At 65.7% G+C, this 25,497-nt stretch carries 28 protein-coding genes; 15 read left to right on the top strand and 13 right to left on the bottom strand.

From position 1 onward, the window contains the following. Positions 1 to 65 precede the first annotated feature (65 nt). Positions 66 to 644, top strand: a complete 579-nt coding sequence (locus tag EV674_RS04200; protein WP_119012139.1) for a hemerythrin domain-containing protein — start codon at positions 66 to 68, stop codon at positions 642 to 644. A gap of 95 nt (positions 645 to 739) precedes the next feature. Here EV674_RS04200 and EV674_RS04195 read toward each other — a convergent pair whose 3' ends face one another. After that, positions 740 to 1,858 (bottom strand): alkene reductase, encoded by a 1,119-nt coding sequence (locus EV674_RS04195; protein WP_119012207.1) that lies wholly within the window; start codon positions 1,856 to 1,858, stop codon positions 740 to 742. A gap of 280 nt (positions 1,859 to 2,138) precedes the next feature. On the opposite strand from EV674_RS04195, the gene EV674_RS04190 reads away from it, so the two are divergent. Continuing rightward, entirely contained in the window at positions 2,139 to 3,374 is a 1,236-nt protein-coding gene (locus EV674_RS04190; RefSeq protein WP_119012138.1) for a YbfB/YjiJ family MFS transporter, read from the top strand. Here EV674_RS04190 and gstA read toward each other — a convergent pair. The 5 genes from gstA to EV674_RS04165 all read right to left on the bottom strand — a co-directional run bounded on the left by gstA (position 3,367) and on the right by EV674_RS04165 (position 7,953). After that, complete coding sequence (gene gstA, locus EV674_RS04185; RefSeq protein ID WP_119012137.1) at positions 3,367 to 3,972, bottom strand: glutathione transferase GstA; 606 nt, start codon at positions 3,970 to 3,972, stop codon at positions 3,367 to 3,369. The genes EV674_RS04190 and gstA overlap by 8 nt on opposite strands. Before the next feature lie 462 nt (positions 3,973 to 4,434). Continuing rightward, complete coding sequence (locus EV674_RS04180) at positions 4,435 to 5,562, bottom strand: restriction endonuclease (protein ID WP_132750362.1); 1,128 nt, start codon at positions 5,560 to 5,562, stop codon at positions 4,435 to 4,437. Beyond that, on the bottom strand, positions 5,559 to 6,872 hold the full coding sequence (locus EV674_RS04175) for a DNA cytosine methyltransferase (RefSeq protein ID WP_119012135.1): 1,314 nt from the start codon (positions 6,870 to 6,872) through the stop codon (positions 5,559 to 5,561). The genes EV674_RS04180 and EV674_RS04175 overlap by 4 nt, the downstream gene beginning before the upstream one ends. Before the next feature lie 34 nt (positions 6,873 to 6,906). Further along, positions 6,907 to 7,167, bottom strand: coding sequence for a YkgJ family cysteine cluster protein (locus EV674_RS04170; protein WP_119012206.1), 261 nt, complete (start codon positions 7,165 to 7,167; stop codon positions 6,907 to 6,909). Positions 7,168 to 7,365: 198 nt separating this feature from the next. Next, positions 7,366 to 7,953: an NADPH-dependent FMN reductase gene (locus tag EV674_RS04165; RefSeq protein ID WP_119012205.1), complete on the bottom strand. Its 588-nt coding sequence runs from the start codon at positions 7,951 to 7,953 to the stop codon at positions 7,366 to 7,368. 259 nt (positions 7,954 to 8,212) lie between these two features. Between EV674_RS04165 and mnmG the strand changes: the two genes are divergently transcribed. The 12 genes from mnmG to EV674_RS04105 all read left to right on the top strand — a co-directional run bounded on the left by mnmG (position 8,213) and on the right by EV674_RS04105 (position 19,581). Further along, positions 8,213 to 10,261 carry a tRNA uridine-5-carboxymethylaminomethyl(34) synthesis enzyme MnmG gene (gene mnmG, locus EV674_RS04160; protein WP_119012134.1) on the top strand — a complete coding sequence of 683 codons (2,049 nt, stop codon included), beginning with the start codon at positions 8,213 to 8,215 and terminating at the stop codon, positions 10,259 to 10,261. After that, positions 10,258 to 10,917 carry a 16S rRNA (guanine(527)-N(7))-methyltransferase RsmG gene (gene rsmG / locus EV674_RS04155; protein WP_119012133.1) on the top strand — a complete coding sequence of 220 codons (660 nt, stop codon included), beginning with the start codon at positions 10,258 to 10,260 and terminating at the stop codon, positions 10,915 to 10,917. The genes mnmG and rsmG overlap by 4 nt, the downstream gene beginning before the upstream one ends. A gap of 60 nt (positions 10,918 to 10,977) precedes the next feature. Further along, on the top strand, positions 10,978 to 11,592 hold the full coding sequence (locus tag EV674_RS04150; RefSeq protein ID WP_119012132.1) for a LysE family translocator: 615 nt from the start codon (positions 10,978 to 10,980) through the stop codon (positions 11,590 to 11,592). Between the two features lie 8 nt (positions 11,593 to 11,600). Then, a complete protein-coding gene (locus EV674_RS04145; RefSeq protein WP_119012131.1) occupies positions 11,601 to 12,437 on the top strand; it encodes a ParA family protein in 837 nt (278 codons plus the stop codon). Between the two features lie 15 nt (positions 12,438 to 12,452). Then, positions 12,453 to 12,992: an RBBP9/YdeN family alpha/beta hydrolase gene (locus EV674_RS04140; protein WP_119012130.1), complete on the top strand. Its 540-nt coding sequence runs from the start codon at positions 12,453 to 12,455 to the stop codon at positions 12,990 to 12,992. Positions 12,993 to 12,997: 5 nt separating this feature from the next. Continuing rightward, a complete protein-coding gene (locus tag EV674_RS04135; protein WP_119012204.1) occupies positions 12,998 to 13,924 on the top strand; it encodes a ParB/RepB/Spo0J family partition protein in 927 nt (308 codons plus the stop codon). Between the two features lie 24 nt (positions 13,925 to 13,948). After that, on the top strand, positions 13,949 to 14,716 hold the full coding sequence (locus EV674_RS04130; RefSeq protein WP_119012129.1) for a class I SAM-dependent methyltransferase: 768 nt from the start codon (positions 13,949 to 13,951) through the stop codon (positions 14,714 to 14,716). Between the two features lie 241 nt (positions 14,717 to 14,957). Then, on the top strand, positions 14,958 to 16,484 hold the full coding sequence (locus EV674_RS04125) for a COG3014 family protein (protein WP_119012128.1): 1,527 nt from the start codon (positions 14,958 to 14,960) through the stop codon (positions 16,482 to 16,484). Positions 16,485 to 16,505: 21 nt separating this feature from the next. Then, on the top strand, positions 16,506 to 16,901 hold the full coding sequence (locus EV674_RS04120) for a YcfL family putative periplasmic lipoprotein (protein WP_119012127.1): 396 nt from the start codon (positions 16,506 to 16,508) through the stop codon (positions 16,899 to 16,901). A gap of 46 nt (positions 16,902 to 16,947) precedes the next feature. Further along, the gene (lpoB, locus tag EV674_RS04115) at positions 16,948 to 17,562 is read left to right on the top strand and encodes a penicillin-binding protein activator LpoB (RefSeq protein WP_119012126.1); all 615 of its coding nucleotides are present in this window, start codon (positions 16,948 to 16,950) and stop codon (positions 17,560 to 17,562) included. Between the two features lie 11 nt (positions 17,563 to 17,573). Next, positions 17,574 to 18,527 (top strand): hypothetical protein, encoded by a 954-nt coding sequence (locus tag EV674_RS04110; RefSeq protein ID WP_119012125.1) that lies wholly within the window; start codon positions 17,574 to 17,576, stop codon positions 18,525 to 18,527. Between the two features lie 22 nt (positions 18,528 to 18,549). After that, the gene (locus tag EV674_RS04105; RefSeq protein ID WP_241524869.1) at positions 18,550 to 19,581 is read left to right on the top strand and encodes an alpha/beta hydrolase; all 1,032 of its coding nucleotides are present in this window, start codon (positions 18,550 to 18,552) and stop codon (positions 19,579 to 19,581) included. Positions 19,582 to 19,608: 27 nt separating this feature from the next. Here EV674_RS04105 and EV674_RS04100 read toward each other — a convergent pair whose 3' ends face one another. Further along, the gene (locus EV674_RS04100) at positions 19,609 to 19,758 is read right to left on the bottom strand and encodes a DUF3149 domain-containing protein (RefSeq protein ID WP_119012124.1); all 150 of its coding nucleotides are present in this window, start codon (positions 19,756 to 19,758) and stop codon (positions 19,609 to 19,611) included. Between the two features lie 137 nt (positions 19,759 to 19,895). Between EV674_RS04100 and EV674_RS04095 the strand changes: the two genes are divergently transcribed. Then, positions 19,896 to 21,164 carry an MFS transporter gene (locus EV674_RS04095; protein WP_119012123.1) on the top strand — a complete coding sequence of 423 codons (1,269 nt, stop codon included), beginning with the start codon at positions 19,896 to 19,898 and terminating at the stop codon, positions 21,162 to 21,164. Between the two features lie 98 nt (positions 21,165 to 21,262). Here the strand turns inward: EV674_RS04095 and EV674_RS04090 are convergent, their stop codons facing one another. Genes EV674_RS04090 through cobI form a run of 6 tightly spaced genes read right to left on the bottom strand, consistent with a single transcriptional unit; the run spans position 21,263 to position 25,496 of the window. Next, positions 21,263 to 21,655, bottom strand: a complete 393-nt coding sequence (locus EV674_RS04090; RefSeq protein ID WP_119012122.1) for a (2Fe-2S) ferredoxin domain-containing protein — start codon at positions 21,653 to 21,655, stop codon at positions 21,263 to 21,265. Next, positions 21,652 to 22,659, bottom strand: coding sequence for a precorrin-3B C(17)-methyltransferase (gene cobJ, locus EV674_RS04085; protein WP_119012121.1), 1,008 nt, complete (start codon positions 22,657 to 22,659; stop codon positions 21,652 to 21,654). Before cobJ ends, EV674_RS04090 begins: the two co-directional genes overlap by 4 nt. 19 nt (positions 22,660 to 22,678) lie before the next feature. Next, complete coding sequence (locus EV674_RS04080) at positions 22,679 to 23,341, bottom strand: energy-coupling factor ABC transporter permease (protein WP_119012120.1); 663 nt, start codon at positions 23,339 to 23,341, stop codon at positions 22,679 to 22,681. 42 nt (positions 23,342 to 23,383) lie between these two features. Continuing rightward, complete coding sequence (locus tag EV674_RS04075; protein ID WP_119012119.1) at positions 23,384 to 23,806, bottom strand: cobalamin biosynthesis protein; 423 nt, start codon at positions 23,804 to 23,806, stop codon at positions 23,384 to 23,386. Continuing rightward, entirely contained in the window at positions 23,803 to 24,642 is an 840-nt protein-coding gene (locus EV674_RS04070) for a cobalamin biosynthesis central domain-containing protein (RefSeq protein WP_119012118.1), read from the bottom strand. Before EV674_RS04070 ends, EV674_RS04075 begins: the two co-directional genes overlap by 4 nt. After that, entirely contained in the window at positions 24,639 to 25,496 is an 858-nt protein-coding gene (gene cobI / locus EV674_RS04065) for a precorrin-2 C(20)-methyltransferase (protein ID WP_119012203.1), read from the bottom strand. The genes EV674_RS04070 and cobI overlap by 4 nt, the downstream gene beginning before the upstream one ends. Position 25,497: the final 1 nt, after the last annotated feature.

Raw genomic sequence — 25,497 nt, 5'->3', positions numbered from 1 at the left:
TCGCGCAGGGCCAACCCGCTCTACCATGGGGCGTTCCCTTGTTGTTGCCCTACCGGAGTCCGCCCATGCCCTCAATCTGCCTGCAAAAAATTCGCAAAGAACACGCCTCGCTGTCAGCGGTGCTGCGCTCCCTGCTGTTGTTGCTCGACAAAGGCCCGGGCGATGCGCCCGAGGCATTCTTTGATTCGATGCGCGCGATGCTGTTCTACATCGACGAGATTCCCGAGCGCCTGCACCACCCCAAGGAGTCCCGGCTGCTGTTTCCGCTGGTACTCCAGCGCGCCCCCGAGGTGGCCCCGGTGCTGGCCCAACTGGAGCAAGACCACGCAGGCGGTGAGGCCGCCGTGCGCCAGTTGCAGCACCTGCTGCTGGCCTGGGAGCTGATGGGCGAGCCTCGGCGCGCGCCCTTTGCCAACGAGCTGGCGCGCTACGTGCAGTTCTACATGGAACACATGCGCCTGGAAGAAACCCAGGTGCTGCCGCTGGCCCAGCAGCACCTGGACGGCGACGACTGGCGTGAACTGGATGCGGCCTTTGCCAACAATGCCGATCCGCTGTGCGATTCGCAGCCGCGCGATGCGGCCTACGACCGCCTGTTCTCGCGCATCGTGCTGCGCGCCCCCAGCCCCATCGGCCTGGGCTGAGCGCGCAGGCCCAGGCGCGATGTCAGGGACACTTTTGCTTCTTTATTGATAGCTGCTTGCGCCCACTGGCAGGGCGCTGCGGCCACTTTTGACCATTAACTTGCCGCCAGCACCGGGTAATCGGTGTAGCCCTGGGCGCCGCCGCCGTAGAAGGTGCTCTGGTCCCAGGCGTTGAGCGGCGCGTTCTGGCGCAGGCGCTCGACCAGATCGGGGTTGGCAATAAACGCTTTGCCAAACGCCACCACATCGGCACGCCCGCTGGCCACGGCCTGCTCGGCCAGCTCGCGGGTGTAGGCGTTGTTCAGCATCCAGGCGCCTTTGCCGCCAGCGGCGCGGTAGGCGGCCTTGAGCGCGTCGTAGTCAAAGGGGCGGTCGGGCAGCTCGCGCGGGCCGCCGGTGGCGCCTTCGACGATGTGGATATACGCCAGGTTCAGGTGGCCCAGCTGGCGCAGCACGTATTCAAACAGGGCCTGCGGTGCGTCGTCGTGGATGTCGTTGGCGGGGGTGACGGGCGACAGGCGGATGCCCACCTTGCCGCCGCCCACGGCCTCGACCACGGCGCGGGTCACTTCCAGCAGCAGGCGGGCGCGGTTTTTGATGCTGCCGCCGTAATCGTCCTGGCGCTGGTTGGCGCCGGTTTTCAGGAACTGGTCGAGCAGGTAGCCGTTGGCGGCGTGGATTTCGACGCCATCAAAACCAGCGGTGCCGACGGCGTTGCGCGCCGCGATCTGGAAGTCGTGGACGATGCCGGGCAGCTCATCGACCTCCAGCGCGCGCGGCGTGGAGGTGGCGGCAAAGTGGCCTTGGCCGGTGGCATGGTCGATGAGGTAGGTTTTGGACTTGGCCGCAATGGCCGATGGCGCCACGGGCGGCAGGTTGCCCGGTTGCAGGCTCGAATGCGAGACGCGGCCCACGTGCCACAGCTGCACCACCACTTTGCCGCCCGCGTCGTGGATGGCCTGCGTCACCTTCTTCCAGCCATCGAGCTGCTCGGTGCTGTAGAGGCCGGGCACGTCGGCATAGCCCTGGCCCTGGGGGCTGATGGCGGTGGCCTCGGTGATGAGCAGCCCGGCGCTGGCGCGCTGCGCGTAGTACTGCGCCATGAGCGCAGTGGGGATGGCATTGGGGGCGCGGTTGCGCGTCAGGGGTGCCATGGCGATGCGGTTGGCCAGGGCGATGTCGCCCATCTGGACGCGATCAAACAAGCTGGGCATGAAGAAGCCTTTCAGGATCATGGACAAAAAAACGGGCCTGGAGCCTCACGGCCCCAGGACACTTTGGGCGCAGAGCGTAACGCGCTAGCGCAACCGCCCTGTGCCGTGGGGTGACTGCAAGCGCATGGCTTGTATGGTAGGGCGCTGGCATGGGGCTGTGCAAACTTTGCATGGGCATTCTTTGACCCAAAAAGGCTTCTGGCGCCCGTGTGCTGTGCGCGAGTAGCTCATTTTTTGATAGCTTGTAGCGCGCTCAGGGTGTGGGGCACAATCGTTGGCCATGGAGACAAACAACAGGGCCGGTACACCGGCAGGGGGCGCGCACCCCGTGGTATTGGCGTTGGCGCTGTCGCTGGGTGCGGCGGTGTCGTTGGGCATTACGCGGTTTGCCTACGCTTTATTGCTGCCGCCCATGCGGGCCGACCTGGGCTGGTCGTACACCCTGGCGGGTGGCATGAACACGGTCAATGCGCTGGGCTATTTGCTGGGCGCGCTGGCCACGCCGTGGCTGCTGCGCCGCTGGGCGCCCGGAGGGGTGTTGCTGTGCGGTGCGGCGCTGGCGTCGCTGTTCATGGGGCTGTGCGGTTTCTTTCTGGATGCGGCGCCGTTGCTGGTGCAGCGGCTGCTGGCCGGGGTGGCCAGTGCGCTGGTGTTTGTGGCCGGTGGCCTGATGGCGGCGCGTTTGGGTGCGCTGGCGCCCCAGCGCGGCGGCCTGCTGCTGGGGCTGTACTACGGCGGCACGGGCTGGGGCATCAGCCTGTCGGCACTGCTGGTGCCCTGGGTGCTGGAGCGTGCCCCCCACCCCCATGCCTGGACTTGGGCCTGGTGGGCACTGGCCGTGGCCTGCGTGCTGGCCACGGCGGTGCTGGTCTGGCCGGTGCGGGTGCTGCGGCGCCTGGATGCGGCGGCGCAGCCAGCGGTGCAGGCGGCGGCTGCGGTGCCGTTGCCGCAAGGGCAGGGCGTGTTCAGTGCCCGGGCCATGGCGCCTGCGCTGGTGGGCTATGGCCTGTTTGGCGTGGGCTACATCGGCTACATGACTTTTGTGGTGGCACTGCTGCGCGAGCAGGGCGCCAGTGCTGCCGCTGTGACGCTGTTTTATGCGCTGCTGGGGCTGGCGGTGGTGCTGTCTTCGCGCATCTGGGCGGGGCTGCTTGACCGCAGCCGGGGCGGGCAGGCGCTGGCCGTGCTGTGCGGCCTGCTGGGCGTGGCCACGGTGTTGCCCGCAGTGACCTCGGTGTGGCCGGTGATGCTGGCCTCGGGGCTGCTGTTTGGCGGGGTGTTCTTGTCGGTGGTGGCATCGACCACGGCGCTGGTGCGGCACAACCTGGCGCCTGCGCAGTGGGCGCTGGGCATCAGCGCCTTCACGGTGGTGTTTGCAGCGGGCCAGATCGTCGGCCCCACCGTGGTGGGGTTGATTGCCGACGGGCCCGGGGGGCTGGCGCGCGGCCTGGTGTTTTCTGCCGCGGCGCTGTGGCTGGGCGCGCTGGTGGCCGCGCGCCAAAAGCCTCTTACTTGAGCAGCCCTTCTGCGCGCAGAGCGGCCTGCACGCCGGGCCGCGCTTCCATGCGCTGCTTGAAGGCCATCAGGTGCGGCAGGCCGCTGGTGTCCACGCCCACGAACTGGCCCCAGCGCGAGACGGTGTACAGGTAGGCATCGGCCACGCTGAAGTCGCCCAGCAGGTAGTCCTTGTCGGCCAGCTGCGCATTGACCCACTCAAAGCGCGACAGCAGGCGCTGGCGCAGCACGGGTTTGTAGTCTTCGGGGGTGCCGGGGGCAAACAGCGGGCTGTGGCCTTTGTGCAGCTCCGTGCCGATAAAGCTCAGCCACTCTTGCAGACGGTAGCGCGCCAGCGTGCCGTTGGCCGGGGCCAGCTTTTTGTCGGGCACCTGGTCAGCGATGTATTGCACGATGGCCGGGCCTTCGCGCAGGCGCTCGCCGTTGTCCAGCTCCAGTACGGGCACGTAGCCCAGGGGGTTGATGGTGTAGAAGTCGGTGCCATCGGGCAGCTGGTGTGTCTTGGTGCTGGCCAGCACGGCCTCAAAGGCCAGGCCCGCTTCGTGCAGGGCGATGTGGGGCGACAGCGAGCACGCGCCGGTGGAGTAGTATAGCTTCATGGGCAAAGTCCTTGGTGAGAAAAAAGCGGGAGTCCGATGCTATGCGCTGGCGGGCTTTTTTGCAGGCGCCGCCCACAGCGGCCATGCACCGCTTCAGACGCCGGGCAAGTCCAGCGGGTAGAGGGCGTCGAGCTGGTCAGTGACGGCGCGGTGCTGGAGCGCGTGAGCACGCGTACGGCGCACTGGCAAGTGAAGCCGAAGGCCAAACCCCGTCCAAAGCCGGCCCCGGCCGATGCGGCCGGGGATAGTTAGACATAGTTGTCCAAGCCCTACGGGGTTGTCATCAGTCACCTTGTCCTGGCCGTGACCCGCCATTGCAGTCCGCCGCAGATAACTGTGTCGGCGGACGGCTTACATCCGAGAGTAAGGAGAGGTGTACCCCGGAGAATATAGTGTTCTCACACTGCGTTACGGTCGCACTATCTGGATGCCGCCGCTCACGCCCACGGCCGCTGGTTACGATTACTCTTCTTCCCCATTCTCGTCGTCATTTGTTAGCGATTGGTCCTCGTTGCGGACAATCACGCGCTCGTGTGAACCGAGAGTAATCCGGATTTCACCGGCAGAAGCGCGAGCGCCGAAATCTAGCAGCTGAATACGTCGCTTTCCTGGGTCGCCGTTAATCGTCTTTTCAAACGCAGATATTTCAGTAACTGGCGCTCTCACATACTTTTCGATGAACCGAGCCATTACTACGCCTGCCTCGGCCTCCAAATGTGCCCAAGCTTCATCGCCGATGTAGGCATGACCACCATTGGCCTCATACACAGCTTTCAGGCCTGCCATTGTCGGATTTGGAGTGGGGTCTAATATCACCAGCACGGGGACGGCGCCTGAGGTCTTACAGTCAACGGCAAACTGATGCTCTTCACCAATACGCCCTTGACCACTAGCAGCAATAGTCACTCGTAATTTAAATTCATATGCGAGCGGTGGCCTTCCAGGTACTGCCTTCCAGCAGTCCACCTGACGCCCCTTCGAAGGGTCGTCGGTGCGCTTGACGACTTTGGCGCGTGAACCCTTAGACTCTCCGCCTATAGCGGCTGCAAGAATAGGCTCGAAAAGGTAGCCTGTCTCCTGTGCTGACCTGTTGTCTAGGTCGTAGAAGAATTTTCGCCAGGTCAACCATGAGGCAAGGGCTTCAGGTTCGACGTGTCCATACTCCATGAGTGAGCGAGGAGAAACCTGAACCATTGTCGGCATTGGTTGGGCGGACAAAATCTTGGAGTACTTCTTTCGACGCTTGTGCAGCTCCGATAAACACCTTAGGTAGGTAACGAAATCCGGTATGTCAATTGCGGCCTGGCGCATCAACGACACATGCTCAAGTTCGCCCAACTGAATTGGAGCTTCAAACCATCCTTCGGGAACGCAATAGTAATCGACCCCGGGGTTTATCTTCAGAGCCAAATCAGGGTGCGTCTTCTCAAGCTCCTGGAAACGCTCCGTATCGTAGTAAACCACGCCGATAAGCTTAGCAAACTCACCTGGACTCATGACCACCGGGAGCGCTGTTGCAGAACCAAGTGTCGTCACTTTGGTCAAAAACTTCGACTCTTCCGCAGAAAGTCTCAATGGGGCTACGCTCATAGTTCGTCAAATTCAAGTTGTTGTTGTTGGATACCCCGCAGAAGCGACTCAGTTTTCTGGAGTGCCTCACTCATCCCGGATGCTTCCGTAAGCAGGTATCCAAGAAGTCTCGCAGCACCCTTACGCGGCAACTCGACCCCTGAACCAAATTTCCCGTCGAGCGCCTCAAGGTGCCTAGCAAAAACAGATGCCGCCAATGGCGGAACAGCATTTCCAATCTGCTGAATGACGCTTGCAGCGTTACCAGAAAATAAATATGCGTCCGGGAAAGTCTGAATTCTTGCGCACTCGCGAATAGTCAATGGCCTATTCTCGTGCGGATGAATAAATTCTCGGGACGCTGCTCCGGTGATAGTCAGGCTCTGCAGGTCACCAGTCAAGCGCTTTACCCCCGACGGGGCGCCGCCCCGTTTCTCGGTAGGTGTCCCGTCTTGCACACGTCTGAAGGCCCGACGCTTGAAGCTCTCATGCCAATGTTCTTGAGGTAAGTCCTTCATCGTCTGACCAGCCCGAAGGAGCGAATACATTTCAGCGTCCTTGATATCGACATTTTGAAAATGCTCGGTCAAAGTGCCACCATTATTACCCTGCCTCATTTCCTGGTCGAATTCGTTTGCCGGAATATCTGATGAATAGTTAATTTTCTCCTGCCGAGATTTTCCTGCCATTGGCAACCCGGCCAGCGCCTCGTCGAGCGTAGGCGCAAAAGGCTTGCCGCTATGTTTCTTTGACTTCCCGGACGCATACGAATGCGTTTCCTCAGGAAATTCAAAATCAACCCCCAAGCTATTTCCTATTATCAAGACGCGCTTCCGCGTTTGAGGAACGCCATAGGCGGCAAGGTTGACTTTCTGTACTCGCACCGAATACCCAATCCGAATAAATTCCTTCACAAGAGAAAAAACCGCAACGCCGTGTCCGGACGTAAGCAGACCTTCAACATTCTCAAAGATGAACCAACGCGGACGTAGGTGGTCAACGATGTTCAGATAGTTGAATATCAGCCGATTACGTGGGTCGCTTGAGTCGCGCGACCCGGCCGTACTAAACCCTTGACACGGGGGGCCACCGATGACGGCAAATGGAGCACGCCCGCCGGAGATTCTTCGAAAATAACCCGGGTCAATGGACGAAAGGTCAACGTTGTGGCAGTCACTGCCGACGTTGCGCTCGTAAGTTTCGCACGCATCCTTGTCAACCTCTGCACCACAAACGGGCTTCAACCCAGAAAGTGCAAATCCATAAGAAAAGCCGCCGGCCCCGGAGAAAAAAGAGAGAACGTCGTTGGATTGCGCTTGGAAGCTGTGCATATTGCCTAGTTTAATGGCAGGGGTGAGTTGTCACTCAGCGTCTTGGTGCCGTCTCAGCCTCGACCTGCTCAAGCCAGTGCATGGCCTGCTCGCGGCTGTCGCCGCACATGTCGGGGCACGGCTGAAGAGATGCGCAGACAGCCGGCCTCTCGGGGTGACCAAAAATCCTGCACCGCTCTTGCTCGTCAAGCTGCACGCATCTCACGCCCGCCGGTTTTCCCGTGGGCATTCCTGGGATGGGGCTGGAAATGGACGGCGCCGTGCAGCACGCGCCACAACGTTCACGGCACTGCATCTGCATCACTTTGGTTGACAACCGGCTTGCCCTGCGGCATGCCGGGGATGGCACTGGAAATGGAAGGGGCGGTGCAGCAGGCACCGCAGCCGGGTCGGCAGTCCATTTTGCTATCTTAATGATAGCTGCCAGCGCGCACTGCGCGGGCGCTAGAGGCCGATTTGGTCTGAAATCTCAGGCCGTTTGCCAGGCCAGCGCTCATGCCGCCGGGCCGTGCAGGCGCTGCGCTGCCCACAGCACCTGTTCGACCACAGCGCGCACGCCCTGGCGGTGCTCTTCTGCCACCAGGGCGCCGTGGTCATCAAAGGCGCTGGCTGCGCCGCTGAGTGCGTAGGCGCGCGGTGCCAGCCAGCATTCCAGGTTGGTGAGCAGGGGCGCCAGATGGCTTTGCGCGCGCAGACCACCCAGGCGGCCATTGGACGCGCTGAGCATGCCCACCACCGTATCGCGAAACGGCTTGACCCCATCGCTCCAGTCGGCGTCGCCAGCGATGGGGCTGGAGGCCCAGTCGATGGTGTTCTTGAGCAGGGCGGTGTAGCTGCCGTTGTACTCGGGCGTGCAGACGATCCAGGCCGGGTGCTCCCACATCAGCTGCTTGAGGCGGCGCACATCGGCGGGCGTGCCACGGGCCTCCAGATCGGCGTTGTACATGGGGATGTCCAGCTCGCCCAGCTCCAGCAGCGTGGCTTGCGCGCCGCTGCTTTGCGCCATCTCAGCGGCCACGCGCGCCAGCCGACGGTTGAACGATTGTTGGCGGGTGCTGCCCGCGAAGATGAGGATTTTCATGGCCACGATTGGAGCACAGGCATGCAGGCTGCGCGCGTGTTCCACGTGAAACACCGCCGCAGCGCGCCGGGTAAAGACCACGCCCTTGGCAGCACTGCCAGCGACAGTCCGTGCGCAAAGTGGGAAAATTGCCCCTTTTCTGCGCCCAGTTGGCTGCCTGCGTGGCTGCGCAATCGGTGCAGGCGCCAATCCCCCTGGCCTGCCTTGCGCGGCCCTTTGTTGACTACCAGGCCGTTGTGCCTGCCCCCGGAGTTGTTCCATGTTGTACCCCCAGGAATTTGATGTGATCGTCGTTGGCGGTGGCCACGCGGGCACCGAGGCCGCGCTGGCCGCTGCGCGCATGGGCTGCCAGACGCTGCTGCTGACGCACAACATCGAGACGCTGGGGCAGATGAGCTGCAACCCCAGCATTGGCGGCATCGGCAAGGGCCATTTGGTCAAAGAGGTGGATGCCCTGGGCGGCGCCATGGCGCTGGCCACGGACGAGAGCGGCATCCAGTTCCGTATCCTCAACAGCAGCAAAGGCCCGGCGGTGCGCGCCACGCGGGCGCAGGCCGACCGCATCTTGTACAAGGCCGCCATCCGCCGCGTGCTGGAGAACCAGCCCAACCTGCTCATCTTCCAGCAGGCCGTGGACGACTTGATGGTGGAGGGCGACCGCGTGGTGGGCGCCGTCACGCAGGTGGGCGTGCGTTTTCGCGGCCGCACGGTGGTGCTGACGGCGGGGACGTTTCTGGACGGAAAAATCCACGTCGGCCTGAACCACTACGCCGCAGGCCGCGCAGGCGATCCGCCAGCGGTGTCGTTGTCCGCGCGGCTGAAAGAGCTGCAGCTGCCCCAGGCGCGCCTGAAAACCGGCACCCCGCCGCGCATCGATGGCCGCACGATTGATTTTTCCCAATGCACCGAGCAGCCTGGCGACGGCATGCCCGGCGGTGTGAATGCCGACAGCCCGGTGCCGGTGTTCAGCTTCATGGCACACGCTTACGGGGGCGCAGCCATGCACCCGCGCCAGATGCCCTGCTGGATTACGCACACCAACACGCGCACGCACGACATCATCCGCAGCGGCTTTGATCGCAGCCCCATGTTCACCGGCAAGATCGAGGGCGTGGGCCCGCGCTATTGCCCCAGCGTGGAAGACAAAATCAACCGCTTTGCCGACAAGGACAGCCACCAGATTTTTCTGGAGCCCGAGGGCCTGACCACCCACGAGTTCTACCCCAACGGCATCAGCACCAGCTTGCCCTTTGATATTCAGCTGGCCCTGGTGCGCAGCATGCCGGGGCTGGAGCACGCACACATCCTGCGCCCCGGCTACGCCATCGAGTACGACTACTTTGACCCGCGCTCGCTGCAAAGCAATTTTGAGACGCGGCAGATTCAGGGCCTGTTTTTTGCGGGCCAGATCAACGGCACCACCGGCTACGAAGAGGCTGCGGCCCAGGGCCTGTTTGCGGGCCTGAATGCGGCGCTGCAAGTGCGCGCTTTGGGCGGCGGCAATGCCGCAGCCAGTGCCGCAGGCGCCATCAGCTACACGGGCGAGCGCTGGTTGCCGGGCCGTGACCAGGCCTACCTGGGCGTGCTGGTGGACGACCTGATCACCAAGGGCGTGACCGAGCCCTACCGCATGTTTACCAGCCGCGCCGAGTTCCGCCTGCAACTGCGCGAGGACAACGCCGACATGCGCCTGACCGAAGTGGGCCGCCAGCTGGGGCTGATCGACAACGCCCGCTGGGAGTCTTTCAGCCGCAAGCGCGATGCGGTTTCACGTGAAACCGAGCGCCTCAAATCCACCTGGGTGAACCCGCGCAACCTGCCTGCTGAAGAATCGGCGCGCGTGCTGGGCAAGCGCATTGAGCACGAATACAACCTGTTCGAGCTGCTGCGCCGCCCCGATGTGGCCTATGGCGCGCTGATGGACATGGACGGCGGCAAGTACGCCAGCAGCGATGTTTCACGTGAAACGCTGGGCGCCCTGAGCGAGCCGGTGGTGGAGCAGGTAGAGATTGCCGCCAAGTACGCGGGTTACATCGACCGCCAGCGCGACGAAGTAGGGCGCGCTGCCCATTACGAAAAACTGCGCTTGCCACCCGACCTGGACTATATGCAGGTCACGGCACTGAGCATTGAGGCGCGCCAGGTGCTGACCCGCCACCGGCCTGAAACGCTGGGGCTGGCATCGCGCATCACGGGCATTACCCCGGCGGCCATCTCGCTGCTGATGGTGCACCTGAAGAAAGGCGGCTTCAAGGGTTTTGCCACACCGGCACCGGGCGCTGCCGCCCAGAACGGAGAGGCGGCATGAGCACCATGGAAGCAACCCTGCGCAGCGGCGCCCAGGCCCTGGCGCTGGACTTGAGCGACGCGCAAATCACGCAGCTGCTGGACTTCATGGCGCTGCTGCAAAAGTGGAACAAGGTCTATAACCTGACGGCGGTGCGCGACCCCGCCGAGATGCTCACCCACCACCTGCTCGACAGCCTGGCAGCGGTAGGGCCGCTGCGCCGCCATCTGGCGCAGGCCGCGCAAGCCGGTGCGCCCGCGCAGCGCCTGCTGGATGTGGGCTCGGGCGGTGGCCTGCCCGGCGTGGTGTTTGCCATTTGCTGCCCGCAGCTGGACGTGAGCTGTGTCGATACCGTGGCCAAAAAAGCCGCGTTCATCCAGCAAGCGGCCGTCACGCTGCGCCTGCCGAATCTGCACGGCATCCACGCCCGGGTCGAGTCTTTGGCCGGGCCGTTCGATGTGGTCAGTTGCCGCGCGTTTGCCGCGCTGGCCGACTTCACCCGCTGGTCGCACTCGGCGCTGGGCAACGGCGCCGTCTGGCTGGCCATGAAGGGCAAGCACCCGGCGGACGAGATCGCTGCGCTGCCCGCAGCGGTGCAGGTGTTTCACGTGGAACCGTTGCAGGTGCCGGGCCTGGACGCCGAGCGCTGCATCGTCTGGCTGCGGCCCACGGCGTGATGCGCTGCGCGCGCAGGTGCGTCGCGTAAACTCGGCAGCTCCAGTCCGGAGGAAACCACCATGTTTGGCATTGCAGATTACGGCGCTTTCGTCGCAGCCATCGTGTTGTTTCTGGCCATTCCGGGGCCGGGCAATCTGGCCTTGATCACCTCCACCGGCAAGGGCGGCGTGCGCGCCGGTGTGGCCGCCACGCTGGGCGTGATGGCCGCCGACCAGGTGCTGATGTGGCTGGCCGTGGCCGGTGTGGCCGCGCTGCTGGCCACCTACCCGGCAGCGTTCCATGCGGTGCAGTGGCTGGGCGCCGCTTACCTGGCCTGGCTGGGCTGGAAAATGCTCACGGCAGCGCCCGGGGCCAAGCCGGTGCTGAACATTGCACCGCGCCATTACTTCCGCCAGGGCGCGCTGATTACGCTGCTCAACCCCAAGGCCATCGTGTTTTACATGGCGTTCTTTCCGCTGTTTGTCGATACTCAGCGCCACCAGGGTCTGTTCACTTTTGCCGTCATGGCCATCACCATTGCCACCCTGACGCTGGTATATGGCCTGATCGTGGTGCTGCTCACGCACCACCTGGCCGAGCGCATGCGCGCCAACCCCCTCATCGCCCGTGTGCTGGAAAAAACCGCCGGGGTGTTCCTCATTGCCTTTGGCATCAAGCTCGCTATTACCAAGTAAACACCACCATGGCCAAGATATTTTGTGTTGCCAACCAGAAGGGCGGCGTGGGCAAAACCACCACCGCCGTCAACCTTGCCGCCGGGCTGGCGCAGGTCGGCCAGCGTGTGCTGCTGGTGGATTTGGACCCCCAGGGCAACGCCACCATGGGCTCGGGCGTGGACAAGCGCCAACTGGCCCTGTCGGTGTACGACGTGCTGATCGACTCCACGCCGGTGCGCGACGCCGCCATGCTGGCCGAGCCCTGCGGCTACCATGTGCTGGGCGCCAACCGCGAACTGGCCGGTGCCGAGATCGAACTGGTGTCGCTGCCCCAGCGCGAAAAGCGCCTGAAAACCGCGCTGGCCGCCGTCGATGCCGATTACGACTTTGTGCTGGTCGATTGCCCGCCCTCGCTGTCCATGCTCACGCTCAACGGGCTGTGCGCGGCCCACGGCGTGGTCGTGCCCATGCAGTGCGAATACTTTGCGCTCGAGGGCGTGACCGATCTGGTACACACCATCAAGCAAGTCCACGCCAACCTCAACCCCGACCTCGAAATCATCGGCCTGCTGCGCGTGATGTTCGACCCGCGCACCACCTTGCAGCAGCAGGTCAGCGAGCAGCTCAAGGGCCATTTTGGCGACAAGGTGTTCGATACCGTCATCCCGCGCAATGTGCGACTGGCCGAGGCGCCCAGCTATGGCCTGCCCGGCGTGGTGTTCGATCCGTCGGCCAAGGGCAGCCAGGCGTTTGTCGAGTTTGCCCGCGAGATGGTGGCCCGTGTGGGCGCGGCCAAACCCCGGCCCGCAGCGGCAAAAAAACAGGCAAAACAGCCTGTAACGCCCGATGCACCTGCGCCATAAGCTATCAAAAGCATAGTGAAATCTGCCCTGATTCTGACCCTGCCCGACTGGCACGGCGCTGGCCCTGACCACTGGCTCAGCCGCTGGGAGCTGCTCCACGGCCCACAGCGCCTGGAGCAGCACGACTGGCAGCGCCCGTTGCGCGGCGACTGGAGTGCGCGCCTGCAAGAGACCGTGATCGACAGCCCGCGCCCGGTGGTGCTGGTGGCGCACGGCCTGGGCTGCATCCTGGCCGCGTGGTGGGCGGCGCACTCGGGCCAGGCGCACCGGGTGCAGGCGGCGTTGCTGGTGGCGCCCACCGACACCGAGGCCGAAGACGCCCGCCAGCGCCTGCCCGGCTGGGCACCGATAGCGCAGCAGCCGCTGCCGTTTGCCGCGCTGCTGGTGGCCAGCCGCAACGACCCACACTGCCGTTTTGAGCGCGCGCAGGCGCTGGCCAGCGCCTGGGGCGCGGGCTTGGTCGATGGCGGCGCCTGTGGCCACTTTGACACTGCGGCCGCTCTGGGCGACTGGCCCGCAGGCTATGCGCTGCTCGCATCCCTGAAGAAAGATTGAAGAACATGGTCACCAAAAAACCCAAGGGCCTGGGGCGCGGCCTCGAAGCGCTGCTCGGCCCCAAGGTCGAAGAAAAAACCGAACAGGCCCTGGCCGCCGAAGCGGGCCTGCCCAGCAGCCTGGCCCTGGCCGATCTGGTGCCCGGCCAGTACCAACCGCGCACGCGCATGGACGAGGGCGCGCTCTACGAGCTGGCCGAAAGCATCAAGGCCCAGGGCATCATGCAGCCCATTCTGGTGCGGCCACTGGCGGGCGAGGGCGGCGCGGGGCGCTACGAAATCATTGCCGGTGAGCGCCGCTACCGCGCCGCCAAGCTGGCGGGCCTGGACAGCGTGCCCGTGCTGGTGCGCGACGTGCCCAACGAGGCCGCCGCCGCCATGGCGCTGATCGAAAACATCCAGCGCGAAGACCTCAATCCGCTGGAAGAGGCGCAGGGCCTGTCGCGCCTGGTCAAAGAATTTGGCCTGACGCACGAGCAGGCCGCGCAGGCTGTGGGCCGCTCGCGCAGCGCCGCCAGCAACCTGCTGCGCCTGCTGAATCTGGCCGATCCGGTGCAGACCATGCTCATGGCGGGCGACATCGACATGGGCCACGCGCGCGCGCTGCTCGCGCTGGACAAGGCCACGCAAATCACCGCAGGCAACCAGATTGCCGCCAAAAAACTGTCGGTGCGCGAAACCGAGGCGCTGGTGAAAAAGATGGGCACCGATTTCAGCCCCGCGCAGCCCAAGTCCGCGCCCGCCAAGTCGCGCGACATCCAGCGCGTGGAAGAGGAGCTGTCGGACTTGCTCATGGCCGAGGTGGAAGTGCGCGTGAAAAAGCGCGTCAAACGCGGCGCGCGCACCGAAGACGTGGGTGAGCTGGCCATCCAGTTTGGCTCGCTGGACGCGCTCAACGGCCTGATCGAGCGGCTGCGCGGCCGCCCCGATTAAGCGCCGCTGACAGGCCCGCTGTCCATGCTGCCGCACCTGCCCTGGCCCCTGCCCGCCGTGCTGGGCTGGTCAAGCTCCTGGCTGCTGTTTCTGTTGTTGCAGCGCGGTGGCTGGACGCCGCTGTGGGCGCTGCTGGCGGCCAGCCTGTGGGGCGCGCTCATCAGCCTGTGGGGCGATACGCTGTGGCGCAAATTGTTCATTGCGGGCGGGTTTCCGCTGTCGCTGGCGCTCACGCAGGCCCAGGCGTTTCCCGCGTGGGCCTGGCTGCTGCCGCTGGCCTGTCTGCTGCTGCTGTACCCGCTGCAATCGTGGAAAGACGCGCCGCTGTTTCCCACCCCGCCCGACGCCCTCAACGACCTGCCCGGTGTGGCCCCTGTGGAGCCGGGCGCGGAGGTGCTGGATGCCGGTTGCGGTCTGGGCGATGGCCTGATGGCCCTGCGCCAGGCCTACCCGCTGGCCGTGCTGCACGGCCTGGAGTGGAGCCGCCCGTTGCGCTGGCTGTGCGCGCGGCGCTGCCCCTGGGCCCACGTGGAACGCGGCGACATCTGGCAGGCCGACTGGGGCGCTTATGCGCTGGTGTATTTGTTCCAGCGCCCCGAGAGCATGCCCCGCGCCTGGGCCAAGGCCTGCGCTGAGATGGCGCCGGGCACCTGGCTGGTGAGCCTGGAGTTTGCGGTGCCCGAGGCCACGGCGCACGCGCACATCGCCCTGGCAGGCGAGCGCCGGGTGTGGGTGTACCGCATGCCTGGGGCCCTTGCGCAAGGCTCTGGTAAGCGGGATCGGGCATCCTGAGACGGCAGCTAGCTGCGCTAGACAGGCCGGGGCCCCAGGGCCTTGCCGCACTGACCAGAGCGCGGCGCGCTGCGACACAAAAAAACCAAAAAACCCAGAGCCAGAGGGAAGGGCGGCTTGCATTGCCGGTGCGCGCGGGAGGGCGCGCGCAGGCCCCCGCTTTCCTGGCCCGGCGGCTGCTGTGCCAGTAGCCCGGTCGGGGTTTTCTGGTGCCCACATCCATGGACATGCAAGGAAATTCATGAATCACCGTTTTCTGCCCCGCAACCGCGTTTGGGGCACCTTGGCGCTGAGCGTGGCCCTGACCGGCTGCGCCAGCATGCAAAGCCACGACAAGCTGGCCAGCGACGTACACAGCGCTGGCCAGACGCAGGGCATATCGGCAGCGCTGGCCCGCCTGGACGCATCGGCCACCACCGAAGAGCAAAAAACCGCACTGCTCTACAACATGGAACGCGGCGAGCTGCTGCGCCTGGACCGCCGCTACGAAGACAGCAACCACGCCTTCATGCTGGCCGATAACAAGGTCAAAGAATGGGAAGAGGCCGCCAAGACCGATCCGCAAAAGCTCATGGGCACCGTGGGGGCGGCACTGGTCAGCGAGCGGCTGAAGGTCTATGAAGGCCAGGACTACGAAAAAGTCTGGCTCACCACGCGCCTGGCACTCAACCGCGTGGCTCTGGGCGATTTTGAGAATGCCCGCGTGGACATCAAGCGCACGCACGAGCGCGAGGCCGTCATCGCCGAGTTCCGTGCCAAAGAAACCCTGGCGGCCGAGGAAGAGGCCAAGTCCAAGGGCGCTACCTCCGGCAGCAAGGAAATTAACGGCTATCCCGTCGAAACCCTCAACGACCCTGAAGTGCTGGCCCTCAAGAATGGCTACCAGAACGCACTCAGCCACTACCTGGCGGGCTTTTTGTACGAGGCCATGAACGAGCCCGGTCTGGCCGCACCCGGCTACCGCAAAGCCATCGAACTCAAGCCCGAAACCGGGGTGCTGGAAGAGGGCCTGCGCGGCCTCGACAGCCGCGCCAGTTTCACGTGGAAGCGCCGCCAGCGCATGACCGATGTGCTGTTCATCGTGGAAGCGGGCGATGCCCCCGCGCGCAAATCCATCGCCTTCACGCTGCCCGTGCCCACGGGGCGGGGCATGGTGACGGCCAGCATTGCCTACCCCGTGATCGAGCCCTCGAACGACCCGCCGCTGGGCCAGGTGTCGGTGGCCGGTTACGACTTCAAGCTGGAAAAAGTGGTGGACGTGAACGTCATGGCGCGCCGTGCGCTCAAGGATGAAATGCCTGGCATGGTGCTGCGCGGCGTCACGCGCGCCGTGGCCAAAGGCGTGGTGCAAGACCAGCTGCAAAAAAATGGCGGCCTGATTGGCGGCTTGATCGGCGCCGTGGCCTCGGTGGCCACCGAGCAGGCCGATGACCGCCTGTGGCGCATGCTGCCCGGGCGCGTGTATGTGGCGCGCGGCTACCTGCCGCCCGGCGAGCACCGCATCACCATCAATGGCCGTGAGATGGAGCAGCCCGTCAAGATCGACGGGCAGTACGCCCTGGTGCCGCTGCGCTTTTACCACCGCAGCGTGCTGACCGGCGATGTGGCCACGGTGGGCCAACTGGTGGCCGTGGCCGACAAGCCTGCTGCGGCAGAGCCTGTGGCCGCCCCGGCTGCCACCAAGCCTGCGCGGCGTGAGCGCCCCGCGCGTGCGCCGCGCCCTGCGGCCAAACCCGCCGCCACCGCACCGCAGGCCGCCGCCCGCTGACTTTGAAGGAGCTTTTCCCGCATGACCCCCCGACACACCCTGGCTGCCATCGGCGTGGCCTTTTGGGCGCTGGTCGGCTGCGCCCAGGCGCAGCAACACGACCCCGCCACACCGCTGGCCGTGGCCTCCAAAGTGGCCTTGCGTGGCGATGCCCACGGCATTGCCGTGCGCGAGATGCGCCTCGTGCGCAAGAACGACATCCTGGTGGTGCAGGCTGACATGGCCAACATGGGCCGCAGCGACCGCACCGTGTTCTACCGTTTCCGCTGGCTGGACAACGTGGGCAACCAGGTGGGCGATGGCGAATCCTGGAAGCAGATGACCGTGCTGGGCCTGGGCCAGCAGACGGTCAAAAGCGTGGCGCCCACTGGCGCTGCCGTGGACCTGCGCCTGGAAATGAACGTGGAGCCGCGCTGACAGCGGCATCGACCCAGATAGATAGATTGAGTGAGGAGTAAACACTGTGAAGCAACACACCATCCAGCGCAGCGCGCTCGTCCTGGCGTTGGCCGCCAGCAGCCTGGCCCTGTCGGCCTGCCAGAACCTGTCATCCCCGGTGGTGCGCTTTGACCGCCAGGTCAATTACGGCGACGCCAAGGCCGTCGAGCTGGTGACCAACGAATTCGGTTCCACCGACTTGCAGATGATTGCCGAAAAGATGACCGGCGGCCTGCTGGAAACCGGCATCTTCCAGGGCCGGCCCACGGTGACCATTTCCACCGTCAAGAACAAGACCAGCGAGTACATCGACACCACCAACGTGATGAGCTCTATCCAGACGGCGCTGGTCAAGTCGGGCAAGGTGCGCTTTGTGCGCTCCATCAACGAAATGCAGCAGGGCGTGGACGAGTTGCAGCGCCAGAACCAGAGCGGCCTGTACAAGCAGGGCACCACGGCCAAGGTGGGCCAGATGACGGCAGCCAAGTACCAGATGGAGGGCGAGCTGACCAGCATCGTCAAGCAAAGCGCTGCCACCAAAGACGTGTACTACAAGTTCACGCTCAAGCTGTTTGACGTGCAAGAGGGCACCATCGAATGGCAGGATGAAAAAGAAATCCGCAAGACCAGCAAGCGCTGAAAGGACTCGCCATGCAACGCAGAACCACCTTGACCGCGGCGCTGTCCGTGCTGGCCGCCACGGCACTGGTCTGGGGCAGCGCGGCCAGCGCGCAAAACGCGCCCAAGATCGCCGTGACCGACCTGGCTTACGCCCAGCGGGTGTCGGAATACTTCGAGGCCGGCACCTACCAAAGAAGCAGCCAGATGAGTGCCCAGGGCAGCCACAGCGGCGGCTACAGCCACGGGCCCTACAGCGGCTCGGGGTCGCACTCGGGCAGCCACTCGGTGCAGGCCTCCGAGCAGGCCAGCGGCACCTATGTGGCAGGGCGCTACAGCTACATCGAGCAGCGCGAACTGGGTGGCTTCACCAACGACATCAAGGGCGTGCTGCTGCGTGGCACAGCGTTTCGCCTGGTGCAGGGCAAGGGCTTTGACGCCGGTGCCCCGCAGCCCAGCAAGGCCGAGCAGGTGCTCAACCAGGTGCAGGGCGGCAAGATGGCCAAGCCGGTGCGCCAGCCCGAGGTGAACGACATCATTGCGCGCATCAAGAAGGGCGAATTCAACGGTGCCGACTACGTGCTGTTTGGCGTGGTCTCCAGCGTCGAGTTCTCCGATGCGCTGTCGCCGCTGCAAGGCACCAGCAGCGCTACGCGCCAGTACGGCCTGGATTTGCTGGCCGACTTTTCGCTGATCCACACCAAGACCTACGAGATCAAGGCCGCGTTCTCGGCGCAGGGCGCGGGCAACGACACCAAAATCCTGTCCCACCGTGGCGACATCGCCCCGCCCAACCGCGCCAAGGTCATGCGCGAGACATCGCAAAGCCTGGCCCAGAGCGTTTTCCAGCAACTGAGCGACCAGCTGGGCTACACCGACCCCCACCTCTCGCGCGGCGTGCGCGCGCCCATGGCCGTGCCGGTGCCCCTGCATGGCGGCCAGCCCGTGCCGCAGCAGCAGCCGGAGCAGGTGCTCATCCTGCGCTGAGGGCGCTGCCGCCGTGACGGGCATGCACCGCACCACCGGCCACCCCCAGGCCAGCCCCGTGCTGGCCTTTTTTGCGCGCGGGCGCCGGGGGCGGGCGGGGGCAGCGTGGGCCGTGCTGGCGGCACTGCTGTGCGCTTGCACGGCGCCGACAACCACCATGACAGCACCGCCCGCTCCGCCGTTGCACGCGCTGCCGGGCGGGTTTACCGAGCACCGCTGGCCCGCTGCCGACGGGCAGACGGTGCAGGTGCTGGAGCGTGCCGAGCGCGCAGCACCGCTGCGCTACCGCGTCATCGTCATTCCTGGCTCGGGCTGTGCGGGGATGGGGGCGGTGGCCGAGCGCTACTTTGCCGGTTTGCTGCACGCGCAGGTGCTGGTGCTGCACAAACCCGGCGTCGCGCCTTGGGCACGCACCGCGCCGGGCGATTGCGCACCCGACTTCGTCCAGGCCGATGCCCTGAGCACCTGGGCCGCGCATGCGCGTGCCGCCCTGCGCACCGATGCCGCCCGCCACCCGGGCGGCCCCCAGGTGCCGCAATGGCTGGTGGGGATTTCAGAAGGAGGCGAGCTGCTGCCGACCTTGGCGCCCGAGGTGCCCCGGCTCGCGGGCCTGGTGCTGCTGGCTTCCAGCGGCCTGGACCCGCTGGAAGCGGGCACGTTGCAGGCCCGGCGCCAGGGCGCATTGGCGCCCTGGCAGGCGGTGGGGCGGGCCCAGGCCAGCGCCCGGGCCGACACTGCCGTGGTGCAGGGCCGCAGCCTGCGTTACTGGCGCGACCTGTGGCATTGGCCGCTGGCCGCGCCGCTCATCGCCGGGCCTTGGCCGCTGCTCCAGGTCTGGGGTGCGGATGACGAATTGGTGCCCGCCGTGGCCTATGAGCGCTTTGCCGCGCAGGCCGCAAGCCGCTCAGCACCGTATTGCCCACGCAGTCTGCCGGGGGCAGACCATGGCTTGCAGCGCCCGGGGCATGACGGCGTGCAGCAGGTGTGGGGGTGGCTGGAGCAATGGGCGCGCAGGCCGCAGGCCGGGCCGTGCGCGGAGGGAGAAACGCCGTGAGCGCAGGAGGGCGCACCCGGCAAGGGCTTATTTTTGCTTGTCCGACGGGCCTGGGTCGGCGTTGATCTTGCGCTGCAAGACATACACAAAAGCGACGCTGGCAGCCACCATCATGGCAATCCCGATGATGCTCATCAGGCCATAGTCTGTCGTGAAAAGATCGTTCAGCAGCTTCATCGGAGCCCTCCTGTTGGAATAAAAAAACCATTGTATTGGCGCGGATTCTGGCCAGAGCCGCGCGGTTCCATGTTGACGCACGTCAACCGTGCGGGCCGCGCCTGCACGTTCCCGGAACCCGCTCTACCATCCATGCCATGAGTACCTCTTCTGTCAGCGCCCCGGGCGCCACCCCTTTGCGCCAGGACGCGCGCACCATCGGCCTGATCGGGCTGGCCCACGGCAGTTCGCATTTTTTCCACATGCTGTTGCCGCCCTTGTTTCCGTGGCTGATTGCCGAGTTCGGTTTCAGCTACTCGGAGCTGGGGCTGCTGGTCACGGTGTTTTTTGTGGTGTCGGGCGTGGGGCAGGCGCTGGCGGGGTTTCTGGTCGATAAGGTGGGCGCGCGGCCTGTGCTGTTTTTTGCGCTGGCCTGCTTTGCCCTGGCCGGGCTGGTGGCGGGCACCGCCGGGGGGTATGCCGGGCTGGTGGTGGCAGCGGCGCTGGCGGGGCTGGGCAATGCGCCTTTCCATCCGGTGGACTTCACCATCCTGAACAAGCGCGTGTCGCAGGTGCGGCTGGGCCATGCGTTTTCGGTGCATGGCATCTCGGGCAACCTGGGCTGGGCGACGGCGCCGCTGTTCATGGCGGGGATTGCCACGGCCACGGGTTCCTGGCGTATCGCCTGCCTGAGCGGTGCGGCGCTGGCCGTGCTGGTACTGGCGGTGATGGTCTGGCAGCGTGACGCGCTGGACGACCGCCAGGGCGCCTGGGCGCACCAGAGTACACCGGGCGCCGCCGGTGCGCCGCCCGCCGAACACCCGATGGCGTTTTTGCGCTTGCCGTCGGTGTGGCTGTGTTTCTCGTTCTTCTTCTGGAGCACGTGCGCGCTCAGTGCCATCCAGAGCTTTGCCAGCCCGGCGCTGCAAACCATGTACGGCCTGCCGCTGAGCCTGACGGCGCTGGTCGTCACGGGCTACATGCTGTGCGGTGCGGCGGGCATGGTGGTGGGCGGCTTCCTGGTGGGGCGGGTGGCGCGGCTGGAGAAAATCATCTCGGTGTGCCTGGCCGCCGCAGCGGTGCTGCTGGTGCTGGTGGGCACGGGCTGGCTGCCCGGTATGGCCGCCGTGGTGGTGGCGGCGCTGGCGGGCTTGGGCACGGGCATTGCCAGCCCGTCGCGCGACATGCTGATCAAGCGCGCCGCGCCGCCCGGGGCCACGGGGCGCGTGTATGGCACGGTGTATTCGGGGCTGGATTTGGGCTTTTCGGTGGCGGCGCCGGTGTTTGGCGCGCTGCTCGATCGGGGGCTGACCGGGGGCATCTTCTACGGCTCGGCGCTGGCCCTGTTGCTGAGTGTGGGCTCGGCAGCGCTGGTGGGGGCGGGGGTGGCCGCGCAGGTACGGCGCAGCGCGGCCACACCGGCCTGACACCCAAGAGTTGAAGCCAAATCGGCCTCAAGCGCCCGTGTGGTGAGCGCTTGCAGCTATCGATTCAGGAGCTTTTGTGGGATGCAGAGGCTGCCGGGTTACAGCGCTGCTCCCGATGGGCCCTGGTGGAACACCAACTCCTGCACCACGCGCCCGCCCACCAGGTGTTCGGTGACGATGCGGTCCATGTGGCCCGGGGTGACGTTGTAGTACCAGGTGCCGTCGGGCTGCACGCACACCACCGGCCCGCCCTTGCAGGCGGCAAAGCAACCGACGCGGCTGCGCTTGACGCGCAAATCCCCCTCGTGCAGGCCCGCCGCCTTGAGCTTGTCACCCAGGCTATCGAACAGGGTTTGCGCTTCGCCCTCGGGCGCGCAGCGCGGGCCGGTGCAGATGAGGAGGTGGCGTCGGTAGTCGCTGATCTTGGGGCGAACGACTTCAGGTGTGCTGGCATCGGCGGCCACAGCCGCATTCGTGTTGTCAGTGCTCATGCTTCGGCCTCTTCGGGGGCATCTTGCGCTGCGGCTTCCAGCGGGTTTTCAAGGGTGTCGCGGATGTATTCCACCGGCAGGCGGTGGCGCTGGGCCAGGGCTTCGATACTGTCCCCCGCTGCATGGTCGGCAAACAAATTTTCGAGCCAGCCATTGAGCCCGGTGGAAAGCGACCTGCCTGGGCGCTCTCCCTCGCGCGTGGTGCCACCGGCCTGCACGTCGTACTTGTTGGCGTAGCCGCGTGGCGTGACCATCAGGCCGCCCAGCACCACGGTGTTGCTGTTGCCGATGAGCACGGTGCTGAGCATGCCGATGTCGGCATCGCTCATGTGCGCCAGCGTGGTGAACTCGATGCGCTCGCGGCGGCGGTAGGCGCTTTTGACGATGGCCACGGGCGTATCAGGGCTGCGGTGGCGCAGGAACAGGCGCTGCGCCTCCACAATCTGCCGCGTGCGGCGGCCACTTTTGGGGTTGTACAGGGCCACCACAAAATCGGAGTAAGCCACGGCATCCAGCCTGCGCGCAATGGTGGGCCAGGGCGTGAGCAGATCCGACAGTGAGATGGCGCAAAAGTCATGCGTGAGCGGTGCGCCCACCAGGGCCGCGCAGCTGTTGAGGGCCGATGCGCCGGGCACCACTTCCACCACAATGCCGCCGGGTTCGGGCACGCCGTGCGCATCCAGCACGGGCGGCGTCCAGCCCGCCTGGAACAGCACCTCGAACGTGGGCCCGGCCATGCCGTACACACCCGCATCGCCCGATGAAATCAGCGCCACTTTTTTGCCCTGGCGGGCGCGCTCCAGCGCTTCGATGGCGCGGTCCAGCTCCTCGGTCATGGACTTGCGCACGATCTCTTTGCCCTCGATCAGGTCGGCCACCAGCTTGATGTAGGTGACGTAGCCGATGATGGTGTCGGCCTCGGCAATGGCGGCACGAGCGCGCGCCGTCATGTGCTCGGTGCTGCCGGGGCCAATGCCCACGAGCATGATTTTTCCTGCGGTCATGGGTAGGGCCCTTTGCCGATCAGGCCGCTGCCGATAACGCCGCCGGGGCTGCACGGCGCAGCAAGCCTTCGTCGATGCAAGCTGCCAGCCAGCGGCTGCCGCGCAGGTGGCCCACCAGCGCCACCAGACCGATGGTCAGCAGCGGCTCGATGGCGACCAGGCTGACGTAGGACGCGGCAAACAGCGCCCAGTCGGCCACGGGCGCGGCATCGCTGCTGATGGACAGCCAGAAACCCACCATGAGCGTCACGCCCGCGTAGTACACGGCGTCGAGCTGGAGCACGTTGGCCACGTTGATGCCCTGCATCTTTTTGCCCAGGGTGTGGTGTACCGTGACCAGCGGCACGGCCAGGCTCAGGAAGTTGATGGCCAGGTGGGCCAGGTCTTGCGGCTCAAACACCAGCGCCTGCATGAGCAGACCGACGCCAAAGCCAAACAGCGTGGGCACAAAGCCAAACAACAGGTAAATCGGCATCGCGCCCACCAGGTGCAGCTCCGACGGGCCCACAGGCACGTGCCACGCCTGCATCAGCACGCTGAAGAAGAACGCAGCCAGGGCGGTGCGCAGCCACGCCGCAGGGCTTTTGAGCAGGCCCAGGGCGTGGGCGCCCAGCAGCGCGGTGGCAGCGGCTGAGGCATAGGCAATTTTTTCGGGCGAGAGGATGCCGATTTCGATGTGCATGGTGGTTTCCTTTCAAGAAACGTCAGAGGGGTGGGGGGGAAATTACGAAGCAGAAAACGACGCGGCCGCACGGGCGATCGACACGGTGGCGTTCTTGCCATCGGGCCCGCGATGCTTGTGTTTTTCGACCAGCAGGGCCGACATGGGCACCCGCCCGGCCAGCAGCGCCGCCGCCTCGCTGACCGAGGGCGTGCCGACATGGCGCAGCACCGTGGCCGAGGGGTTGGGCACGGGCACAGCGGCCAGCTCTGCCGGGCTGAACCATTGCAGCGTCCAGCCGTGCAGCGCGGCCAGTTGTGCCAGGGCCGGCTCGTCGGCCTTGAGGGTGATGCTGGCCACGGCCACGATGTCGGCGGGCGTGGCGCCCAGTTGCGCCAGGGCTTCGTGCAGGCAGGCCTGTACGGTGGCCAGCGGTGTGCCCCGGTCGCAGCCCAGCCCGACGCTGAGCAAGGTGCGCGGCGTCATGCCCCCGCTGCCGTGGGTGTGCAGGCCGTGCTGGCGTCAGCGGGCTGGCCTGCTGGCGGGCGGTACACCACCAACCGCTCGGCCCAGGCATCCCACAGCGCCGGGGGAACGCTGGCATCGGTAATCCACAGCACGGCCCGGTGGTGCGTGGGGCGCACCTGGCTGAAGGCGCTCAACCGCTCGATGTGCGCGGGCAACGGCGTGGGCCGCGTCCACCAGCGGGTGCTGCCCGCCTCTTGCACCACGGCGATGGGCTCGCCATTGACCACATGCGCCGAAACCCGGGTGATGTTGATTTTGGGCGCCTCCACGCGCCAGCCCAGGTGGCGGCCCAGGATATCGACGGGGATGGTTTTGCCCACATCCGAGGCGGTGGTCAGCACGGGGGTGGCGCCGATCAGGTCGGCAATGCGCTCGCTCATGGCGTTGGCACCACCGACATGGCCCGACAGCACCGGAATGACAAATTGCCCGGCGTCATCCACTACCGTGACGCCGGGGTCTTCGTCTTTGGATTGCAAGTGCGGCGCCACCAGCCGCACCACCGCGCCCAGTGAGACAAAAAACACCAGTTGATCGTAGGCCGCAAACAGCGGTGCCATTTCGTCGCGCAGCGCGCCTTCATAGGCGCGCACCGGGTTGCCCAGGCCGTCAAATGCGTGGGCAAATTTGGCGGCAGTGCAGACATGGGCATCAGGCAAATCACGCGCCAGCTGGGCCGCCTGGGCCGCGCCGTGGCGGGTGATGGCGACGATGCAGACGCGGGCTTCTTGCAGAGGCTGTGCGGGGGCTGAGAGCACCACGGCGGGCGCTGCGGGGGATGCGGTGGCGGTCATTCGGAGGTTTCCAGTGCGGCACAGAGGCCATGGCGATCGGCAGGCGGCAATGGCGCAGGCGATGCCTTCTTGAGGCAGCCCTTGATGCGCTCGCCCCGGATGCGGTGCGGGTTCTTCACCACCATGAGCGAGAGGTAGCTGACTTTGGTGCCACGCAGCGCGGGCAGATCCACGCCGTTGATGCTGCGCTCGTCGGGCGCACCCACGCGCTCGATGAACTGGGTGTGGGGCAGCAGGTCGCGGCGGGTGAGCCAGTCGATCAGGTCGTCCATCAGGGGCTTGACCTTCATCAGCACCAGGGTGTCGAAGTCGGTCAGAAGGCGATCGACTGCACTGACGCCGTAGGCGGCGGGCACGATGGCGATGGTGTCGTCCTGCTCGGCCAGCGGCAGGTTGCGTGCGGCGCAGGCGGCGGTGAAGGCGTTGACCCCGGCAATCACCTGGGTGGTGGTGCGCGGCTCCAGCGCCTGCACCGTGCGCGCCAGGTGGCCGAAGGTGGCGTAGGTGCTGGCGTCGCCTTCCACCAAAAACAACACGTCTTGCCCGGCCAGCAGCCAGGGCAGCACCGTCTGGGCGGCGCGCAGCCAGGCGCGGGCGAGCTTGTCGCCGTCGTGTGTCATGGGAAACAGCAGCGTTTGGTGCTGCGCAGGCGGTGTGAGCCCGGCGCGCTGCACGATGTCAAAAGCGTAGCTGGGCGTCTTGGTGCTGCGGGCCGGGTACGTCCACACTGCATCGGTGCGCTGCAATTGCGCCCACGCGGCGCGGGTGATGAGGCCCGGGTCGCCAGGGCCGAGGGATACACCGATGAGGCGGCCCAGCGATGGGGCGGTGGGGGCTGCGGCGGCAGGGGTCATG

The organism is Simplicispira metamorpha (genome assembly GCF_004341365.1).
GTDB lineage: Bacteria > Pseudomonadota > Gammaproteobacteria > Burkholderiales > Burkholderiaceae_C > Simplicispira > Simplicispira metamorpha.
Note: the sequence above shows the minus strand (reverse complement) of the source record. Positions and strands in the feature narration are given on the sequence as shown.

Excerpts from the sequence above, each read along its gene's own strand:
- EV674_RS04150 (WP_119012132.1), top strand. The coding sequence starts at position 10,978 with ATGTTTGGCATTGCAGATTACGGCGCTTTCGTCGCAGCCATCGTGTTG.
- EV674_RS04080 (WP_119012120.1), bottom strand. The coding sequence starts at position 23,341 with ATGCACATCGAAATCGGCATCCTCTCGCCCGAAAAAATTGCCTATGCC.
- rsmG (WP_119012133.1), top strand. The coding sequence starts at position 10,258 with ATGAGCACCATGGAAGCAACCCTGCGCAGCGGCGCCCAGGCCCTGGCG.
- EV674_RS04190 (WP_119012138.1), top strand. The coding sequence starts at position 2,139 with ATGGAGACAAACAACAGGGCCGGTACACCGGCAGGGGGCGCGCACCCC.
- EV674_RS04105 (WP_241524869.1), top strand. The coding sequence starts at position 18,550 with ATGCACCGCACCACCGGCCACCCCCAGGCCAGCCCCGTGCTGGCCTTT.
- EV674_RS04180 (WP_132750362.1), bottom strand. The coding sequence starts at position 5,562 with ATGAGCGTAGCCCCATTGAGACTTTCTGCGGAAGAGTCGAAGTTTTTG.
- EV674_RS04200 (WP_119012139.1), top strand. The coding sequence starts at position 66 with ATGCCCTCAATCTGCCTGCAAAAAATTCGCAAAGAACACGCCTCGCTG.
- EV674_RS04100 (WP_119012124.1), bottom strand. The coding sequence starts at position 19,758 with ATGAAGCTGCTGAACGATCTTTTCACGACAGACTATGGCCTGATGAGC.
- EV674_RS04170 (WP_119012206.1), bottom strand. The coding sequence starts at position 7,167 with ATGCAGTGCCGTGAACGTTGTGGCGCGTGCTGCACGGCGCCGTCCATT.
- EV674_RS04075 (WP_119012119.1), bottom strand. The coding sequence starts at position 23,806 with ATGACGCCGCGCACCTTGCTCAGCGTCGGGCTGGGCTGCGACCGGGGC.
- EV674_RS04125 (WP_119012128.1), top strand. The coding sequence starts at position 14,958 with ATGAATCACCGTTTTCTGCCCCGCAACCGCGTTTGGGGCACCTTGGCG.
- EV674_RS04070 (WP_119012118.1), bottom strand. The coding sequence starts at position 24,642 with ATGACCGCCACCGCATCCCCCGCAGCGCCCGCCGTGGTGCTCTCAGCC.
- cobI (WP_119012203.1), bottom strand. The coding sequence starts at position 25,496 with ATGACCCCTGCCGCCGCAGCCCCCACCGCCCCATCGCTGGGCCGCCTC.
- EV674_RS04135 (WP_119012204.1), top strand. The coding sequence starts at position 12,998 with ATGGTCACCAAAAAACCCAAGGGCCTGGGGCGCGGCCTCGAAGCGCTG.
- EV674_RS04120 (WP_119012127.1), top strand. The coding sequence starts at position 16,506 with ATGACCCCCCGACACACCCTGGCTGCCATCGGCGTGGCCTTTTGGGCG.
- EV674_RS04175 (WP_119012135.1), bottom strand. The coding sequence starts at position 6,872 with ATGCACAGCTTCCAAGCGCAATCCAACGACGTTCTCTCTTTTTTCTCC.
- cobJ (WP_119012121.1), bottom strand. The coding sequence starts at position 22,659 with ATGACCGCAGGAAAAATCATGCTCGTGGGCATTGGCCCCGGCAGCACC.
- EV674_RS04095 (WP_119012123.1), top strand. The coding sequence starts at position 19,896 with ATGAGTACCTCTTCTGTCAGCGCCCCGGGCGCCACCCCTTTGCGCCAG.
- EV674_RS04130 (WP_119012129.1), top strand. The coding sequence starts at position 13,949 with ATGCTGCCGCACCTGCCCTGGCCCCTGCCCGCCGTGCTGGGCTGGTCA.
- gstA (WP_119012137.1), bottom strand. The coding sequence starts at position 3,972 with ATGAAGCTATACTACTCCACCGGCGCGTGCTCGCTGTCGCCCCACATC.
- EV674_RS04165 (WP_119012205.1), bottom strand. The coding sequence starts at position 7,953 with ATGAAAATCCTCATCTTCGCGGGCAGCACCCGCCAACAATCGTTCAAC.
- EV674_RS04195 (WP_119012207.1), bottom strand. The coding sequence starts at position 1,858 with ATGCCCAGCTTGTTTGATCGCGTCCAGATGGGCGACATCGCCCTGGCC.
- EV674_RS04110 (WP_119012125.1), top strand. The coding sequence starts at position 17,574 with ATGCAACGCAGAACCACCTTGACCGCGGCGCTGTCCGTGCTGGCCGCC.
- EV674_RS04090 (WP_119012122.1), bottom strand. The coding sequence starts at position 21,655 with ATGAGCACTGACAACACGAATGCGGCTGTGGCCGCCGATGCCAGCACA.
- mnmG (WP_119012134.1), top strand. The coding sequence starts at position 8,213 with ATGTTGTACCCCCAGGAATTTGATGTGATCGTCGTTGGCGGTGGCCAC.
- EV674_RS04145 (WP_119012131.1), top strand. The coding sequence starts at position 11,601 with ATGGCCAAGATATTTTGTGTTGCCAACCAGAAGGGCGGCGTGGGCAAA.